A 15,998-nucleotide genomic window follows, 5' to 3' on the forward strand; every position below is an offset into this window, starting at 1 on the left:
CGCGCTTTCTACGAACATGCCGACGCAAACGCCTCTTCTCGACTCGATCACCTCGCCCGCCGATACGCGGGGTCTGTCGGTCGCCGAACTCAAGCAGCTGGCGCAGGAGGTGCGGGCCGAGACGATCGACGCCGTCTCCGCGACCGGCGGTCACCTGGGCGCTGGCCTGGGCGTGGTCGAACTGACCGTGGCCCTGCACCACGTCTACGAGACGCCCAAGGACATCCTGATCTGGGACGTCGGCCACCAGGCCTATCCGCACAAGATCCTCACCGGCCGCCGCGACCGCATCAAGACGCTGCGCCAGGGCGGGGGCCTGTCGGGCTTCACCAAGCGGGCGGAAAGCGAATACGACCCGTTCGGCGCGGCCCACGCGGCCACCTCGATCTCGGCGGCGCTGGGCTTCTGCGCCGCGCGCGACGCCAAGGGCGGCGACAACGCCGTCGTGGCGGTGATCGGCGACGGCTCGCTGGGCGCGGGCATGGCCTACGAGGCGATGAACGCCGCCACCGACGCCACGCGTCAGCTGACTGTCATCCTCAACGACAACGACATGTCGATCGCCCCGCCGGTGGGCGGGATGAGCGCCTATCTGGCCAATCTCGTCTCGGGCGGCGTCTATCGCAAGGCGCGCAAGCTGGGCAAGACGGTGGTCGAGAAGCTGCCGACCCCGATCCGCGACGCGGCCCGCAAGGCCGAGGAATACGCCCGCGGCATGGTCACCGGCGGCACCTTCTTCGAGGAGCTGGGCTTCCACTATGTCGGCCCGATCGACGGCCACGACATGGACGCCCTGGTCTCGGTGCTGAAGAACGCCCGGGAATTCAAGGAAAAGCCGGTCCTCGTCCACGTCGTCACCCAGAAGGGCAAGGGCTACGCCCCGGCCGAGGGCGCGGCCGACAAGCTGCACGCCGTGGCCAAGTTCGACGTCGTCACCGGCCAGCAGCAGAAGGCGGCCGCCGGCCCGCCCAGCTACACCAAGGTGTTCGCCCAGGAACTGGTCAAGCAGGCGACCAAGGACGACAAGATCGTCGCCATCACCGCCGCCATGCCCTCGGGCACGGGCCTGGACATCTTCGAGAAGGCCTTCCCGACCCGCACCTTCGACGTCGGTATCGCAGAGCAGCACGCGGTGACCTTCGCCGCGGGCCTGGCCGCCGACGGCATGAAACCGTTCGCGGCGATCTATTCGACCTTCCTGCAGCGCGGCTACGACCAGGTCGTGCACGACGTGGCGATCCAGCGCCTGCCGGTGCGCTTCGCCATGGACCGTGCGGGCCTGGTGGGCGCCGACGGCCCCACGCACGCCGGTTCGTTCGACATCGGCTTCATGGGCGCTCTGCCCGGCATGGTGCTGATGGCCGCCGCCGACGAGCTGGAGCTGGCCCGCATGGTCGCCACCGCCGTCGAGATCGACGACCGCCCCAGCGCCTTCCGCTATCCGCGCGGCGAGGGCGTGGGCCTGGAACTGCCGGCCGGCCCGGCCGAGCCGCTGGAGATCGGCAAGGGCCGCATCGTCCGCGAAGGGACCAGCGTCGCCATCGTCTCGTTCGGCACGCGCCTGAGCGAAAGCCTGAAGGCGGCCGACCTGCTGGCCGCGCGTGGTCTTTCGGCCACGGTCTGCGACGCCCGCTTCGCCAAGCCGCTGGACCTTGACCTTCTGCTGCGCCTGGCGCGCGAGCACGAGGCCATCGTCACGGTGGAAGAGGGGGCCATGGGAGGTTTTGGCGCCTTCGTGCTGCAGGCCCTGGCCCAGCACGGCGCGCTCGATCGCGGCCTGAAGATCCGCACGCTGGGCCTTCCGGACGTCTTCCAGGACCAGGACAAACCCGACGTTATGTACGCCGAGGCGGGTCTCGACGCCGAAGGCATCCTGCACGGAGCGCTGTCGGCGCTGGGGATGGACAATGTCAGCGCCGCGGGGCGGCGGGCGTAGCTCAAGATCCTTCTCCCCTTGCGGGAGAAGGTGTCGGCGAAAGCCGACGGATGAGGGGTCTCTCAAAACTCAGACGCCGCGAAAGCTGATCGGCTTTCGCGGCGTTTCTGTACGTGCGACCCCTCACCCGACCTCCTTCGGAGGCCACCCTCTCCCGCAAGGGGAGAGGGATCAGGCGTCACAAGCCTCGAAGAACGCCTTCACGCGGCCGCGCTCGTCATTGCTGGCCGAGATGCTGTGGCGCTTGCCGGCGTTAAGGATTGCAAGATCGCCCGTGCGGCGAAAATTGCCTAGCGCGGGGTCGCGCGGGGTCGTCCGGGCCAGCAGGAAGGGCCCGGTTCCGCCGTCGTCGGCGGCTTTCGCGGCCAGGCGCGACGTCTGGTCGCGGCTGGCGAGCGCTATGGCGCCGCCCGCGATCCCGCTGGCCGAGACCTCTACCGGCCCGCCCGCCGTCGGACAGGCCAGCATCAGCAGCACCTCGTCGCTGGAGGGGCGGCCGTAGGCCAGCTTGGGACCTTCGCCGGGCTCGTTGAGATAGGCCCAGGCATAGGCGGAATTTGCCGCCTGCTCGTGCGCGCAGCCGGCCAGCCCGAGGGCGGTCAGCAGGGCGGCGGCGATCAGGCGGAATGACATGGCGGCGGATCTCCTTCGTCAGGAGAACGCGTCGCCGCCTAGGCGGTTTCTGCCGATCCCTGTCCGACCACCCTGGGGCGGTCGAGCAGGAAGGGCTTGTATGCGAGCGGCCGGACGTGTCCGGAACCGTCCTTTACGTCATCAGAACGGCGAGAACTTCTCGACCAGGGCCTGGCCGGCCGGGGTCTTCTGCACGCGGCTGATGTCGCCCCGGCCGCCGTAACTGATGCGGGCTTCGGCGATCTGGGTGTGCTTGATCGTGTTGGCCGAGGAGATGTCTTCCGGACGCACGATGCCGGCCACCGTCAGCTGGCGCAGCTCGTTGTTGGTCTTCACTTCCTGGGTGCCCTGGATGACCATGTTGCCGTTGGGCATGACCTGGGAGACGACCGCGGCGATGGTCAGGTTGATCTTCTCCGCGCGGCTGACGCTGCCGGCGCCGGCGTTGGAGAAACCAGAGTTGCTGTTGATGGCGTTCGACGGGTCGAAGCCGCCCGGCAGAACCTTGCCCAGGCTCGACTCCAGGCCGAAGAAGTTGCTGAGGCCAGCCGTGCCCGACGAAGTGCGCGAGGACTTGCTGGTGTTGGAGGTGCTGACGCTGTCGTCGATCTCGATCAGCACGGTGACGATGTCGCCGACGCGGCTGGCGCGCTGGTCGTTGAAGAAGGCGCGGGCGCCGACCCGCCACAGCGAGTTGGCCGAGGCGGCCTGCGGGGCCGGTTCGCGGGCCGAGACGTAGCTGGGGGTCATCGGGGCGAGCGAGGCGGGATAGCCGACCGGGGCCAGCTCGGGGCCCTTCACGGCCTCCTTGACGCTGGAGCAGGCGGCGATTGGGGCGAGCAGGGCGAGGGCGACGAAGGCGGGACGCAGGGACATCTCTGTGCTCTCTTAGCGGGCGGCGTAGCGCACGGAATTGCGGGGAGCCTTCAGGGCTTGCGCCTGAGGGCCGACGACGGCCGAACCGGGGCCGGTGGCCACCGCTTCGATGATCTTCTTGCTGGCGGTGTTCTGGATGCTGAGGGTCTCGCCCACGGCCGCACCGCTCACGGCCTTGCCTTGCAAGGTGAGGGCCACGCCGTCGTAGTCGTAGGTGACTGCGACAACATCGCCCTTGGCGATGACCTGGGCGGCCGAAACGTCGCGCAGGGCGGCGGCCGCGCCTTGGCGCAGCGGGCGTTTGGCGCTCATGCCGATCATGGCGTTGGCGTCGCCGGGGGCGTCGAAGGGCGCGGCGGCGACCTTGATCCACACCAGGTCCTCGGGCTGCACGACCTCGCCGGCGGCGAGGCTGCGGGCATAGGCAAGAACCTCCACGTTGCCGCGCTGGACGCCGGCGCCGCCGGCCAGCTGGCCGCCGTTCTCGACGCCCTGGCGGACGATGACGCGGCGCAGGCCCTGGGGGTTGGCCCAGTCGAGGCCGGCGCGGCGTGCGGTCATCTGCAGCTGGGCGGCGTCGAGCACGACGCTGGGGCCGTTGCGACGGGCGACCACGACGCCGCCGGCCGAGCCGGCGCCGTCGAACAGTTCGCCCAGGGTGACGACGCCGTCGGCGTCGGTGGTGTCGTTGCGCAGGTCGACCGGCTGGCCGGCGAAGGCGGCGGGGGCGGCGATCAGCAGGGCGGCGGCGGCGAGGAGCAGGCTTTTCATGAGCTTACGACCTCAGGTTCGCGGTGGCCTGGAGCATCTGGTCGGCCGTGGTGATGACCTTGGAGTTCATCTCGTAGGCGCGCTGGGCGACGATCAGGGAGGTGATTTCGCTGACCGCGTCGACGTTCGAGGCTTCGGTGTAGTTCTGCAGCAGGGTGCCGAAGCCGGTGGAGCCGGGGGCGGCGACGTTGGCCGCGCCGGAAGCGCCGGTCTCGAGATAGAGGTTGTCGCCGATGGCCTCGAGGCCGCCTTCGTTCATGAAGTTGGCCAGTTCGATCTGGCCCACGGTCTGCGGGTCGGTCTGGCCGTCCAGCGTGACCTGCACGAGGCCGGTCTTGCCGATGGTGATGGCCGTGGCGTTCTCGGGGATCGTGATCCCCGGCTGCACCGTGTAGCCGTCCTCGGTGACGATCTGGCCCTGGTCGTTGGTCGAGAAGTTGCCGGCGCGGGTGTAGGCCGTCTCGCCCGAGGGCAGCAGGATCTGCAGGTAGCCCTTGCCCTGGATGGCCACGTCCAGCTGGTTGTTGGTGGCCGTCGGGGTGCCTTGCTCGGTGATGCGGTAGACCGAGCCGGCCTTGACGCCGCCGCCGATCTGAACGCCGGTCGGGACCACGTTGCCGTCGCTCGACGACTGGGCGCCGGCGCGCTCGATCGTCTGGTACAGCAGGTCCTGGAACTCGGCCCGTTGGCGCTTGAAGCCGACGGTGTTCATGTTGGCGATGTTGTTCGAGATGACCTCGACGTTCAGCTGCTGGGCGGCCATGCCGGTCGCGGCGGTGCGGAGCGCTTGCATGTTCGGCTATTCCCTTACTGGACCTTGCCCATACGCTCGACGGCGGAGCGCGAGAGTTCGGCGGTTTGGTCCATCATCTTGGCGATGCTCTCGTAGGCCCGGCTGACCTCGATGAGCTTGGTGATCTGCTGGACGGGCTGGACGTTCGACCCCTCCAGCATCCCTTGGTGGATGATCGCGTCGGTGGCCGACTGCGGGGTCTCGTTTCCGGCGTTGCGATAGAGGTTGTCGCCCTGCTTGCGCAGCGAGGAGAGGTCGGAGAAGCGGGCGACGCCGATCTTGCCGACCCGGTTCGAGCCCTGGCTGACGATGCCGTCGCGGCCGATGGTGACGGGGCCAAGCTGCGGGTCGATGTTGATCTGGCCGCCGCCGTCGTCGAGCACCGGCGCGCCCTGCTGGGTGGTCAGCACGCCTTCCGGATTGGTCGTGAAGCGGCCGTCGCGGGTGTAGCGCTCGCCCTCGGCGGTCGAAACCTTGAAGAAGCCCTGGTTTTCCAAGGCCAGGTCGAAGGTTCCGCCCGTCTGGTTGAGGGCGCCGGGCTTGAAGTCGCGGACGACGCCGTCGTCCAGCACGAACTTGATCGGCGCCGGGCCGCCCGCGGTGCGCGCGGGCTTGGCCGCTTCGGTGCGGACCATCAGGTCCTCGACCTTGAAGCCGGTGGTGTTGGCGTTGGCGATGTTGTTCGCGACGATGTCCAGCTCACGACGGAGCGTCATCTGCCGCGAAAGGCCCACATACAGCGCGTTGTCCATGACGATTAACTCGCAGTTTGGCGCGACAAATGCGCCGCAACCCTGCAAGCAAGCCCTGTGCCAACTCGAAAAGTGCAATGAAATCAGCAAAGAGGGTGGTTAACGGCGACGCTTTTCGAGGGCGAGCCGGGCAGATTCAGCCTGCGACCAAATGGCCTTCAAAAGAGATCGTTAACCATGCTCGCGCACAAGTAGGACCCATAGTTTTCAAGGAACTCGCGCGTGGCCAAGAAACCGCCCAAGGAAGCCCCCGCCCCGGAAGGCGAAGAGGGCGCCGTCGAGGGTGAAGCTTCCGCCAAGAAGAAACCGCCGATCATCCTGATCGCCGGGGCCGCCGGCGCGCTCGTGCTGCTGATCGGCGGCGGGACCACGGCCTTCCTGCTGATGAAGCCGAAGCCGGCCGCCGAGGGCGAAGCCGCCGCCGGCGAGCATGGCGAGAAAAAGGAAAAGAAAAAGGAAGAGAAGAAGAAGGAAGGCGGCGAGGGTGGCGAAGGGGCCAAGGCCGACGGCGGCGCCGGCGCGCCGGTCGTCAAGGAAGGCCCCGACGGCGTGGTGTTCTACACCCTGCCCGACATCGTGGTGAACATGCAGTCGGCCGACGGCAAGTCGACCTTCCTGAAGCTGAAGCTGACCTTCGAACTGCCCGACCAGGATACGGCCGACGCCCTGACGCCGAACCTGCCGCGCCTGACCGACATGTTCCAGACCTTCCTGCGCGAACTGCGTCCCGAGGATCTCGCCGGCAGCCAGGGCAGCTATCAGCTGCGCTCCGAGCTGCTGCGCCGGGTGAACCTGGTGGCCGCCCCTTCGAAAGTGAACGCCGTCCTGATCGAGGAGATGCTGATCAACTAGCCCTGGCGGCTGGCTGAAGCGACCATCATGGCAGACGAGATCGACGATCAGGCCGCAATGGCCCAGTGGGCCGCGGAGAACCCTCCGGGGACCTTCGACGCCGCCGGCGGCGGCGAGATGAACAGCTTCGGCGACTTCAGCGGCGGCATGGCCGGCATGGGGGGCTGGGACGACGGCGGCGGCGACGGCATGGGCGCCGAGCGCATCCTGAACCAGGACGAGATCGACAGCCTGCTGGGCTTCGACCTGTCCGGCGACGGCTCCGACGACCGCACCGGCATCCGCGCCATCATCAACTCGGCGCTCGTCAGCTACGAGCGCCTGCCGATGCTGGAAATCGTCTTCGACCGCCTGGTGCGGTTGATGACGACGTCCCTGCGCAACTTCACCTCCGACAACGTCGAGGTCAGCCTCGACAACATCAGCTCGATCCGCTTCGGCGACTACCTGAACTCGATCCCGCTGCCGGCCATCCTGGCGGTGTTCCGGGCCGAGGAGCTGGACAACTACGGCCTGCTGACGGTCGACTCCAACCTGATCTACTCGATCGTCGACGTGCTGCTGGGCGGCCGTCGCGGCACCGCAGCCATGCGCATCGAGGGCCGTCCCTACACGACCATCGAACGCGTGTTGGTGCAGCGGATGGTCGAGGTGGTGCTGAACGACGCCAAGGCCGCCTTCGAGCCGCTGCATCCGGTGGCCTTCACCCTGGACCGCCTGGAGACCAACCCGCGCTTCGCCGCCATCGCCCGCCCGGCCAACGCCGCGATCCTGGTGAAGCTGCGCATCGACATGGAAGACCGCGGCGGCCGCATCGAGCTGCTGCTGCCCTACGCCACGCTGGAACCCATCCGGAAGATGCTGCTGCAGCAGTTCATGGGTGAGAAGTTCGGCCGCGACAACATCTGGGAAGGCCACTTGGCCACCGAACTCTGGACCACCCAGATGGAGGTGCGCGCGGTGCTCGACGAGCAGCAGCTGCCGCTTTCCAAGGTGCTGAACCTGCAGGTCGGCGACACGTTGATGCTGAACGCCACGCCCGACAGTCTGGTGGAGTTGCGGGCGGGGTCGATTCCGCTTACCCGCGGCCGGATGGGCCGTCGTAACCATTCCATCGCCATTCGGGCCGACGCCCCGCTGACGCCCGCGGCGAAGAAGGCGGTTCAGAAGCTGAAATGAGCCTGGTCGCGGTCGCCCTGCAGGTCTTTCTGGCGGTGCTCCTGATGGTGGCGCTGGTCTTCGGCTGGCGCCTGGAGCGCAAGCTGAAGGCTCTGCGCGACGCCCAGGACGGTTTCGCCAAGGCCGTGGCCGATCTCGACAACGCCGCCCAGCGCGCCGAGCAGGGTCTGGCCGACCTGCGCGCGGCCACCGACGAGGCCTCCGAATACCTCGCCGACCGCATCGAAAAGGCCAAGGCCCTGGCCGCCCAGCTGGACGACCGCATGACCCGGGCGGCCTCGGCGCCGCGGATCGAGACGCGCGACCCCCGCCAAGATCCGGGCCAGCGCCCAGCTCGCGATCCGCGTGATTTCGTCGCGTCGCAGGCCCCTGAGCCGGAGCCCGCGCCGAGCCCCGCCGGCGGCCGCCGCCTGAGCGCGCAGGACTTCGAAGCGATGCTGGAGCGCGAGGCCCGCGCCCGCACGAGCGGCCCTGCGACCTCGCGTCCCGCGACGCCTTCGAATTCCTCGCTTAATCCGCCTCTCAGTCCCTCGCGCGAAACGCCCCGTTCACGGGCGCGGGTGGATGATGACCTGTTCGACGGCCCCGACCCCTCGTCGCGGCCCGGATCGCCTTTCAGAGACCGTCGATGAAGAACGTTCCTCGCATCCTGCCGATCGTCGGCGTCGCCGTCATCGGCGTCCTGGCCGTCAACGCCCTGGCCGGCGCCAAGTCGATGCCCGACCTGCTGGGCGGCGCGAAAGCGTTCGCCGAAGGCGTGGGCAAGACCGACAAGAAGGACGCCAAGGGCGAAGAGGCCGCTTCGGCCGACGGCGCGGGCGCCGACGCCGCCGCCAAGGCTTCGGCCGCCGCCCCGCCGCGCATCTGCGCGCCGTCGGCCACGGACCTGGCCAAGGAAGCCGGCCTGTCGCCGGCCGAGCTGCGCGTGCTGCAGAGCCTGGGCCAGCGCCGCGGGCAGCTGGACCAGCGCGAGCAGGACATCGACGTTCAGCTGCAGCTGCTGGCCGCCGCCGAGGCCAAGCTCGACGCCAAGATGAAGACCCTCAACGGCATGAAGGGCGAGATCCAGACCCTGCTGGGCCAGGCCGACAGCCAGAAGGCGGCCGAGGTCGACCGCATGGTCAGCGTGTTCTCGGCCATGAAACCCAAGGACGCCGCCGTCCGCCTGACGCTGCTGGACGACAGCGTGCGCCTGCCGATCGCCGCCAAGATGAAGGAACGCACCCTGGCGATGATCCTGGCCAACATGGCGCCGGGCGACGCCAAGGTGCTGACCGAGCGCCTGGCCACCCGTTTCTCGGGCGACGCCATCGCCAAGGGCAAGGCCGCCGTGGCCGACAACGCCGCCGCGCCGACCGCGGGTGGTCAGCAGGCCGCCGCGGCGCCGCCGCTGGCCGGCGCGGGCGCACCGAAGAAAGCCGGCTAGTCCGGGCCAAGGGGGGCTTATGAACCTGCGGGGGGCGTTGAGGGCGAGCGTCGCGGCGATCTGCATCGCCGGCGTCGTCGCGCCCGCCGTCCAGGCCGCGGGACCCGCCGCGGCCCAGGCCCCTCGTTCTTCTATAGGGCAGGGCGACCTCGTCGTCCGCGCCGCCCAGGCTCCCGACTTCTCGCGCCTGGAATTCCGCTGGAGCGGCCGCGCTCCGGCGATGAAGATGCGCCGCGAGGGCCAGCAGGCGATCCTGCGCTTCGGCCGCGACGCCAATCCCAACATCGCCGCCCTGCGCATCGCGCCGCCGCGCTGGATCCGGACGGTCGAGGCCCGCCACGCCGGCGGCGCGCTGGAACTGGTCCTGACCCTGACCGACGACGCCGACCTGCGGGTCGGTCGCGCCGACGGCGTGGATTTCGTCAATGTCTTCGCCAAACCGCCCCAAGCCGCGACGCCGGGCGCGCCGCCGGCGGCCGCGACCCCGGCTCCGCGCGATCCGCGCCGGCCCAATCCCGCCCCCGCCAGCGGCGTGGTGGCGGTGAACTACAGCAAGACCGACGGCCAGACCCAGTTCGTCGCCACCTGGGCCGCGCCCGCCGCCGCCGCCGTCTTCAAGCGCGGCGAGGCCGTGTGGGTGGTGTTCGACGCCTCGGTGCGCCTGGAGCTGGGCCGCACGCCGCAGACCGGCCCCAGCCACACCAAGATCCAGGTGTTCCGCGGTCCCGACTACTCGGCCCTGCGCATCGTCGCCAAGCCCGGCGTGCCGGTCTACGCCGAAGGGCAGGGGAACGTCTGGACCGTAGCCCTGGGGGCCGGCCTGCAGCCCGAACCCGATCCGATCAAGGTGGCTCGCGACGAGACCGCCACACCCGCCAGCCTGTCGGCCAACCTGGCCGGGGCGGGGCGTCCGATATGGGTCAACGATCCGGCCGTCGGCGACCGCCTGGCCGTCGTTCCGGCCCTGGCGCCGTCCAAGGGCCTGCCGTCGCGCCGCGAATATGTCGAGATGGCCCTGCTGCCGTCGGCCCAGGGCCTGGCGGTGGAAGCCTTCGCCAGCGACCTGCAGGTGCTGACCGAGGGCGACATCGTCCGCATCGGCCGGCCCAAGGGCCTGGTGCTGTCTCCGGCCTCGGCGTCGAGCGCGGGCGAGGAAGTGATCACCGGCGCGCCGCAGCCGGCGGCCATGCCGGCCGTCGTCGACCTGGAGAACTGGCCCAAGACCGGCTCGGGCGGCTTCATGGCCCGCTACGACGCCCTGCAGGCCGCCATCGCCGCCGTCGATCCCGCCGACCGCCAGGGCGACATCGCCGCCCGCATGGCCCTAGCCCGTTTCCTGGTCGGCTCGAAGCTGTCGTTCGAGGCCATCGGCGTGCTCAACGCCGCGGCCCGCAAGCAGCAGACCCTGCTGGGCGACGCCGAGTTCCGCGGCCTGCGCGGCGCGGCCAAGGCCATGGCCGGGCGCTGGGCCGAGGCCGAGGCCGACTTCTCCTCTCCGGTGCTGTCGGACGATCCGTCCAGCGCCCTGTGGCGCGGCTATGTCGCCTACAAGCAGGGCCAGTGGGTGGACGCCCGCAACAAGTTCGCGGCCGGCGCCCAGGCGATGAACCTGTTCCCGGCCGTCTGGCAGGCGCGCTTCCTGGGCGCCCAGGCCGACTCCGCCGTGGCCACCGGCGACGGGATCGGGGCCGAGCGGCTGGTGACCCAGGCGCTGAGCCTGCCCAAGCTGCCCATCATCGACCAGCTGGAGCTGCGCCTGATCCAGGCCAAGGCCTTCGAGCTGCAGGGCCGCAAGGACAAGGCCCTGAAGATGTTCCAGGCCATCTCCAAGGCGACGGTCGACCGCATCGCCACCCCGGCCACGCTGCACGCGGTGCAGATCAAGCTCGAGAAGAACCAGATCACGCCGGCCGACGCCGCCAGGACCCTCGACCAGCTGCGCTTCCGCTGGCGCGGCGACGGCGTCGAGCTGGAGGTCGTGCGGGCCCTGGGCAAGCTCTATATCGACCAGGGCCGCTATCGCGAGGCGCTGGAAGTGCTGCGCTCGGCCAACAAGGTGCTGCCTGACCTGCCGCAGGCGGTGGCTTTGCAGAACGACCTCTACGGCGCCTTCCGCACCCTGTTCCTCGACGGCCTGGCCGACGGCATGCAGCCGATCCAGGCGGTGGGCCTGTTCTACGACTACCAGGACCTGACGCCGATCGGGAACGACGGCGACCAGATGGTCCGCAACCTCGTGCGGCGGCTGGTCGACGTCGACCTGCTGGACGAGGCCGCCAAGCTGCTCAAGTACCAGGTCGACAACCGCCTGAACGGCGTGCCCAAGGCGCAGGTGGCCACGGACCTGGCCTGGATCTACCTGATGGATCGCAAGCCCGAGGACGCGCTGGCGGCGATCAACAACACCCGCACCACGATCCTGCCGCCGGCCCTCAACAGCGAGCGGCGCCTGGCCACCGCCCGCGCCCTGATGACCCTGGGCCGCTACGACGACGCGCTGGAAGTGATCGAGGGCGACAAGGGCAAGGACGCCCAGGACATCCGCGGCGACATCGCCTGGAAGCAGCGCAACTGGCCCCAGGCCGGCAAGCTGTACGAGGCCGCCCTGGGCGACCGCTTCAAGAACGCCGCGGGCCTGGCGCCCTCGGACGAGGCCAAGCTGATGCGCGCCGCCGTCGCCTTCAGCCTGTCGGACGACGACGCCTCGCTGGGGCGCCTGCGCACGCGCTACACCAACCTGATCGGCACGGCCCGCAATCCCGAAGGCCTGCGCGTGGCCCTGGCCGGCGTGGACGGCGTGGCGTCGAGCTCGGACTTCAGCCGCGTGACCGCCGAGAACGAGGTGTTCAACGGCTGGGTCGCGAAGATGAAGGACCGCTTCCGGGCGGCGGCGACGCCGAAAACGTAGGGCGGGGAGACCCCCTCCGGCCCTCCGGGCCACCTCCCCCAGAGGGGGAGGATCTAGAAGCGCCGCGCCAAGAAGATGCTCCCCCTCTGGGGGAGCTGTCGGCGAAGCCGACTGAGGGGGTCTTCTACAGCCCCAACTCCCCAATCACGCTCGCCGCCTCGGTGAACGCCGTATTGGCCGCCGGCACGCCGGCATAGATCGCCGTCTGCATCAGCACCTCCTTCAGCTCGTCCTGGGTGAAGCCGCCTTGCTCCAGGCCGGCGCGGACGTGGAGGCGGAACTCTTCCCAGCGCGCCAGGGACGCGCAGATCGCGAGCACGAGGAGCCGGCGGGTCTTGTGGTCGAGGCCCGGGCGGCCCCAGATCTCGTTCCAGGCGTAGCGGGTGATCATCGCCTGGTAGTCGGCGGTGAAGGCCGTGCGCTTGGCCAGGGACTTGTCGACCCAGGCGTCGCCCAGCACCTTGCGGCGGTTCTTCAGGCCGGCCTCGAACAGCGTTTCCTTGGCCGCGCGCTCGGCCGGATCGGCGCCGAGGAAGGCGCGCACGGCGCCGGCGAAGGCGGCCGGGGCTTCGATCGAGGGCAGGTGGGCGGCGTCCAGCAGGGCCGTGACCGCGCCGGGGATGGCGGCGGCGATGCGGTCGCCGTGCCCTTCGAAGGGCGTGGAGACATCCTTGGTCCCGCCGATCACCAGGGTGGGGACGGTGACGGCTGGCAGGCGCTCCAAAAGGTCCATGTCGCGGATGGCCGCGCCGCAGGCGGCGTAGCCCTCGGTGCTGGTGGCCAGGAGGCCCGCGCGGACGGTCTCGACCTGTTCGGGATGCAGGCCGCGGAAGTCTTCCGAGAAGAACCGGCCCAGCGCCATGTCGGCGATGGCGGCCAGGCCCTGGCCGCGAACCGTGTCGATCCGCGCCTGCCATGCCGCGGCGTCCATGGCCGCCGAGGTGCAGGCCAGCACCAGGCCGGTCAGGCGCTCCGGCGCCTTGAGGGCCAGTTCCATGACGATCATGCCGCCCAGCGAGGTGCCGCAGACGGCGGCCTTGTCGATCCCGGCCGCGTCCATCGCCGCCAGCACGTCGCCGGCCAGCAGGTCGAGGCTGTAGTCGCCGGCCGGGGCGTCGGAGGCGCCGTGTCCGCGGGTGTCCAGCCGCAGCAGCCGGAAGTCGGCCAGCAGCAGGGGGGCGGCGGCGTCGTAGAGGCCGATGTCGCAGCCGATCGAGTTCAGCAGCACCAGGGCCGGTTTGTCGGCGCCGCCGTCGAGGCGGAAATAGAGGCGGGCGCCGTCGGCGGCTTGGGCGAAGGCCATCAGCGGTCCTTTTCGTAGTGGGCGAGGGCCCTGAGAGCGATGTTCTCGCTCTCGCCCGTGTCGGTCCCGACGCCGGCGGCGGCGAGGTTGGCGGTCATGCGGTCGGGATGGACCTCCAGGTCCTCGATGACCGGGGCCATGACGGAGAGAGCCCCGTGGGCCAGCTGGAAAAGTTCGGCGATGACCGGACCCTCGGCCTGCCAGCCGCCCAGGTCGCGCTCGTGCGGCTGGGGCAGGGCGGAGACGAGGGTGGCGGCCAGGTGCGGGGCGCGGATGGCGGCGGTCAGGGCCGTCTGGCAGGCGGTGGGGTTGCGCTTGTGGGCCATGGCCGAGGAGCCGCCGCGCCCTTCGACGCGGGGCTCGAAGGCTTCGGCCACCTCGCCCTGGGCCATCAGCGACAGGTCGCGGGCGATCTTGCCGACGGCGCCGACCAGTATGGCCAGGGCCGAAGCCAGGGCCGCGATCGCTTCGCGGCGCGCGTGCCAGGGCGCGATGGCGGGGGCGAGGTCGAGGATCTGGGCCAGGCGATCCGAGACGGCGAAGGCCTTGCCGTCCATGCCGGCCAGGGAGCCGGTTGCGCCGCCGAGCTGGACTTGTAACGCAGAGGCGGCCTCGCTCTCGAAGCGGGCCAGCGCCGCGTCGACGCCAAGCAGCCATTGCGAGGTCTTCAGGCCGAAGGTGATCGGCAGGGCCGCCTGCAACAGGGTGCGGCCGATCATCGGCGTGGCGGCGTGGGTCTTGGTCAGGACGGCGAGGCCTGCGGCGAGACGGCGGGCCTCGTCCACGATCAGCGCCGTCCCGGCCTTGGCCTGGAGGACGAGGGCGGTGTCGGCCAGGTCCTGGCTGGTGGCGCCCTTGTGCACCAGGGCGGCGATGGCCGGGTCGGCGATGCGGCCCCGCAGGTCCTTGACCAGGGGGATGGCCAGGGTGCCGGCGTGGGCGGCCGCCTCGGCCAGAAGCTCGACGTCGGGAAGATCGGCGCAGGCGGCGGCGATGCAGTCCGCCGCGTTCGCATCGATCAACCCGACGTCCACCTGCGCCCGGGCCAGGCCCGCCTCGAAACGCAGGGCCGCGCGCAGCAGGGCCTCGTCGCCGAAGATCGCCAGCATGGCGGGCGTCGAGGCCGCGCGATCGCGGATCAGGGATGGCAAGGTTTCGACTCCTGGGCGGCTAGACGTCGAAGAAGACGGTTTCGCGCTCGCCTTGCAAGACGATGTCGAAGCGCCAGGCGTCGCCGTCCTTCTTGGCCACCAGCGTGTCGCGGCGTTCGGCCGGAACCAGGGCCAGGATCGGGTCCTCGGCGTTCTGGGGCGCGTCCTCGAAATAGACGCGGGTGACCAGGCGCTTGATCAGGCCGCGGCCGAACACGCCGACGGCGATGTGCGGGGCCTGCAGGCCGTTGCCGGGGGCTGGAACGGCGCCGGGGCGCACGGTCTTGAAGCGATAGAGGCCGCTCTCGTCGGTCGAGGCGCGGCCGAAGCCGATGAAGCCCTCGTCCAGCGGGATCTCGGCCCGGTCGTCGTCGGGGCTGGCGTAGCGGCCGGCGGCGTTGGCCTGCCAGATCTCGATCATGGCGTCGGGCACCGGCTTGCCGTCGGCGTCATAGACTACGCCTTCGAGAGTGATCACCTCGCCGCTGACCGCGCCGCGCGGCGGCGACAGGTTCAGGACGTAGTGTTCCTCGGGGAACAGCTCCGGACGCGCGCCCATCTCCGACTGGCTCACGAGGTCGGCGCCGCCCTTCCAGGGCAGGCCGTAGTGGAAGAACGGGCCGACGGTCTGGGACGGGGTCTGGCCGAACAGGGCCGGGTCCTGGTTGTCGTGGCGCGGGGCCGGGTTGACCTGCTCAGTCGTCATGGTGGTCGTCCTCGGTGGGGGTCGCATCGCGGCCGCGCAGCACCACGTCGAACAGATAGCCCAGCGCCCAGTTGGGCTTGGTGGTCTCGATGTCGAAGCGCGAGACCATGCGGTCGCGGTAGGGCATGGGCACGGCGTTGGCGATCGGGTCGATCTCGATCAGCGGGTCGTCGGGGAAGTACATCTGGGTGACGATGCGGCTGGCGAAGGCCGGGCCCAGCAGCGACAGGTGGATGTGCGACGGCCGCCAGGCGTTGTGGTGGTTGCCCCACGGATAGGCGCCCGGACGGATCGTCACGTACTGGTAGCGGCCCTCGGCGTCGGTGACGACGCGGCCGGCGCCGGTGAAGTTGGGATCGTGCGGGGCGTCCCACTGGTCCTTCTTGTGGATGTAGCGGCCGGCGGCGTTGGCCTGCCAGATCTCCATCACCGTATTGGGGACCGGGCGGCCGTCCTCGTCGAGCACCCGGCCCGAGACCACGATCCGCTGGCCCTGGGGCGTGCCCTTGTGCTGGGCCGTCAGGTCGGCCAGGGACGCGCCCATCAGGTTCTCCCACTGGCCGGCCGGACCGGTGGTCTCGGTCAGGGTGTGGGGGATCTTGACCAGCGGTTGGCGCGGCGAGCGCGCCACGGTCGAGGCGTAGCCGGGGGCGAACGACGGCGGCTGGCCGGCGTCTTCCCGCGCATAGGGCAGGATCAGGGTCACGAGGAC

The 15,998-nt window shown here is 70.2% G+C and carries 15 protein-coding genes; 6 read left to right on the top strand and 9 right to left on the bottom strand.

The window, feature by feature from the left end; all coding sequences use genetic code 11:
- The first annotated feature begins 16 nt into the window (after positions 1-16).
- Entirely contained in the window at positions 17-1,936 is a 1,920-nt protein-coding gene (dxs, locus tag AC07N1_RS07190) for a 1-deoxy-D-xylulose-5-phosphate synthase (RefSeq protein WP_494671169.1), read from the top strand.
- Positions 1,937-2,107: 171 nt separating this feature from the next.
- Here the strand turns inward: dxs and AC07N1_RS07195 are convergent, their stop codons facing one another.
- The 5 genes from AC07N1_RS07195 to flgF all read right to left on the bottom strand — a co-directional run bounded on the left by AC07N1_RS07195 (position 2,108) and on the right by flgF (position 5,761).
- Positions 2,108-2,569 (bottom strand): hypothetical protein, encoded by a 462-nt coding sequence (locus AC07N1_RS07195; RefSeq protein WP_494671170.1) that lies wholly within the window; start codon positions 2,567-2,569, stop codon positions 2,108-2,110.
- A 141-nt stretch (positions 2,570-2,710) separates the two neighbouring features.
- Positions 2,711-3,445 (bottom strand): flagellar basal body L-ring protein FlgH, encoded by a 735-nt coding sequence (flgH, locus tag AC07N1_RS07200; protein ID WP_494671171.1) that lies wholly within the window; start codon positions 3,443-3,445, stop codon positions 2,711-2,713.
- A gap of 12 nt (positions 3,446-3,457) precedes the next feature.
- On the bottom strand, positions 3,458-4,216 hold the full coding sequence (gene flgA / locus AC07N1_RS07205; protein WP_494671172.1) for a flagellar basal body P-ring formation chaperone FlgA: 759 nt from the start codon (positions 4,214-4,216) through the stop codon (positions 3,458-3,460).
- A 4-nt stretch (positions 4,217-4,220) separates the two neighbouring features.
- On the bottom strand, positions 4,221-5,009 hold the full coding sequence (gene flgG, locus AC07N1_RS07210) for a flagellar basal-body rod protein FlgG (RefSeq protein WP_494671173.1): 789 nt from the start codon (positions 5,007-5,009) through the stop codon (positions 4,221-4,223).
- Positions 5,010-5,023: 14 nt separating this feature from the next.
- Positions 5,024-5,761, bottom strand: a complete 738-nt coding sequence (gene flgF / locus AC07N1_RS07215; RefSeq protein ID WP_494671174.1) for a flagellar basal-body rod protein FlgF — start codon at positions 5,759-5,761, stop codon at positions 5,024-5,026.
- Between the two features lie 222 nt (positions 5,762-5,983).
- Between flgF and fliL the strand changes: the two genes are divergently transcribed.
- Genes fliL through AC07N1_RS07240 form a run of 5 tightly spaced genes read left to right on the top strand, consistent with a single transcriptional unit; the run spans position 5,984 to position 12,126 of the window.
- Complete coding sequence (gene fliL / locus AC07N1_RS07220) at positions 5,984-6,613, top strand: flagellar basal body-associated protein FliL (RefSeq protein WP_494671175.1); 630 nt, start codon at positions 5,984-5,986, stop codon at positions 6,611-6,613.
- A gap of 27 nt (positions 6,614-6,640) precedes the next feature.
- Positions 6,641-7,792, top strand: a complete 1,152-nt coding sequence (gene fliM / locus AC07N1_RS07225) for a flagellar motor switch protein FliM (protein ID WP_110120640.1) — start codon at positions 6,641-6,643, stop codon at positions 7,790-7,792.
- Complete coding sequence (locus AC07N1_RS07230; RefSeq protein ID WP_494671176.1) at positions 7,789-8,424, top strand: DUF6468 domain-containing protein; 636 nt, start codon at positions 7,789-7,791, stop codon at positions 8,422-8,424. The genes fliM and AC07N1_RS07230 overlap by 4 nt, the downstream gene beginning before the upstream one ends.
- A complete protein-coding gene (locus tag AC07N1_RS07235) occupies positions 8,421-9,218 on the top strand; it encodes a MotE family protein (RefSeq protein WP_494671177.1) in 798 nt (265 codons plus the stop codon). The genes AC07N1_RS07230 and AC07N1_RS07235 overlap by 4 nt, the downstream gene beginning before the upstream one ends.
- A gap of 19 nt (positions 9,219-9,237) precedes the next feature.
- Positions 9,238-12,126 carry a tetratricopeptide repeat protein gene (locus AC07N1_RS07240; protein WP_494671178.1) on the top strand — a complete coding sequence of 963 codons (2,889 nt, stop codon included), beginning with the start codon at positions 9,238-9,240 and terminating at the stop codon, positions 12,124-12,126.
- Positions 12,127-12,250: 124 nt separating this feature from the next.
- Here AC07N1_RS07240 and pcaDC read toward each other — a convergent pair whose 3' ends face one another.
- The 4 genes from pcaDC to pcaH are packed head-to-tail and all read right to left on the bottom strand — an operon-like array spanning position 12,251 to position 15,986.
- Entirely contained in the window at positions 12,251-13,429 is a 1,179-nt protein-coding gene (pcaDC, locus tag AC07N1_RS07245) for a bifunctional 3-oxoadipate enol-lactonase/4-carboxymuconolactone decarboxylase PcaDC (protein WP_494671179.1), read from the bottom strand.
- The gene (pcaB, locus tag AC07N1_RS07250) at positions 13,429-14,580 is read right to left on the bottom strand and encodes a 3-carboxy-cis,cis-muconate cycloisomerase (RefSeq protein WP_494671180.1); all 1,152 of its coding nucleotides are present in this window, start codon (positions 14,578-14,580) and stop codon (positions 13,429-13,431) included. Before pcaB ends, pcaDC begins: the two co-directional genes overlap by 1 nt.
- Before the next feature lie 19 nt (positions 14,581-14,599).
- Positions 14,600-15,286 carry a protocatechuate 3,4-dioxygenase subunit alpha gene (gene pcaG, locus AC07N1_RS07255; RefSeq protein WP_494671181.1) on the bottom strand — a complete coding sequence of 229 codons (687 nt, stop codon included), beginning with the start codon at positions 15,284-15,286 and terminating at the stop codon, positions 14,600-14,602.
- Positions 15,276-15,986 (bottom strand): protocatechuate 3,4-dioxygenase subunit beta, encoded by a 711-nt coding sequence (gene pcaH, locus AC07N1_RS07260; protein ID WP_494671236.1) that lies wholly within the window; start codon positions 15,984-15,986, stop codon positions 15,276-15,278. Before pcaH ends, pcaG begins: the two co-directional genes overlap by 11 nt.
- Positions 15,987-15,998: the final 12 nt, after the last annotated feature.

It is taken from the genome of Caulobacter sp. GW821-FHT09B11, from assembly GCF_059418205.1.

Coding starts and splice junctions, on each gene's coding strand:
- AC07N1_RS07230 (WP_494671176.1), top strand. CDS start 7,789: ATGAGCCTGGTCGCGGTCGCCCTGCAGGTCTTTCTGGCGGTGCTCCTG.
- pcaDC (WP_494671179.1), bottom strand. CDS start 13,429: ATGGCCTTCGCCCAAGCCGCCGACGGCGCCCGCCTCTATTTCCGCCTC.
- pcaG (WP_494671181.1), bottom strand. CDS start 15,286: ATGACGACTGAGCAGGTCAACCCGGCCCCGCGCCACGACAACCAGGAC.
- flgA (WP_494671172.1), bottom strand. CDS start 4,216: ATGAAAAGCCTGCTCCTCGCCGCCGCCGCCCTGCTGATCGCCGCCCCC.
- fliM (WP_110120640.1), top strand. CDS start 6,641: ATGGCAGACGAGATCGACGATCAGGCCGCAATGGCCCAGTGGGCCGCG.
- AC07N1_RS07195 (WP_494671170.1), bottom strand. CDS start 2,569: ATGTCATTCCGCCTGATCGCCGCCGCCCTGCTGACCGCCCTCGGGCTG.
- flgG (WP_494671173.1), bottom strand. CDS start 5,009: ATGCAAGCGCTCCGCACCGCCGCGACCGGCATGGCCGCCCAGCAGCTG.
- flgF (WP_494671174.1), bottom strand. CDS start 5,761: ATGGACAACGCGCTGTATGTGGGCCTTTCGCGGCAGATGACGCTCCGT.
- AC07N1_RS07240 (WP_494671178.1), top strand. CDS start 9,238: ATGAACCTGCGGGGGGCGTTGAGGGCGAGCGTCGCGGCGATCTGCATC.
- AC07N1_RS07235 (WP_494671177.1), top strand. CDS start 8,421: ATGAAGAACGTTCCTCGCATCCTGCCGATCGTCGGCGTCGCCGTCATC.
- flgH (WP_494671171.1), bottom strand. CDS start 3,445: ATGTCCCTGCGTCCCGCCTTCGTCGCCCTCGCCCTGCTCGCCCCAATC.
- dxs (WP_494671169.1), top strand. CDS start 17: ATGCCGACGCAAACGCCTCTTCTCGACTCGATCACCTCGCCCGCCGAT.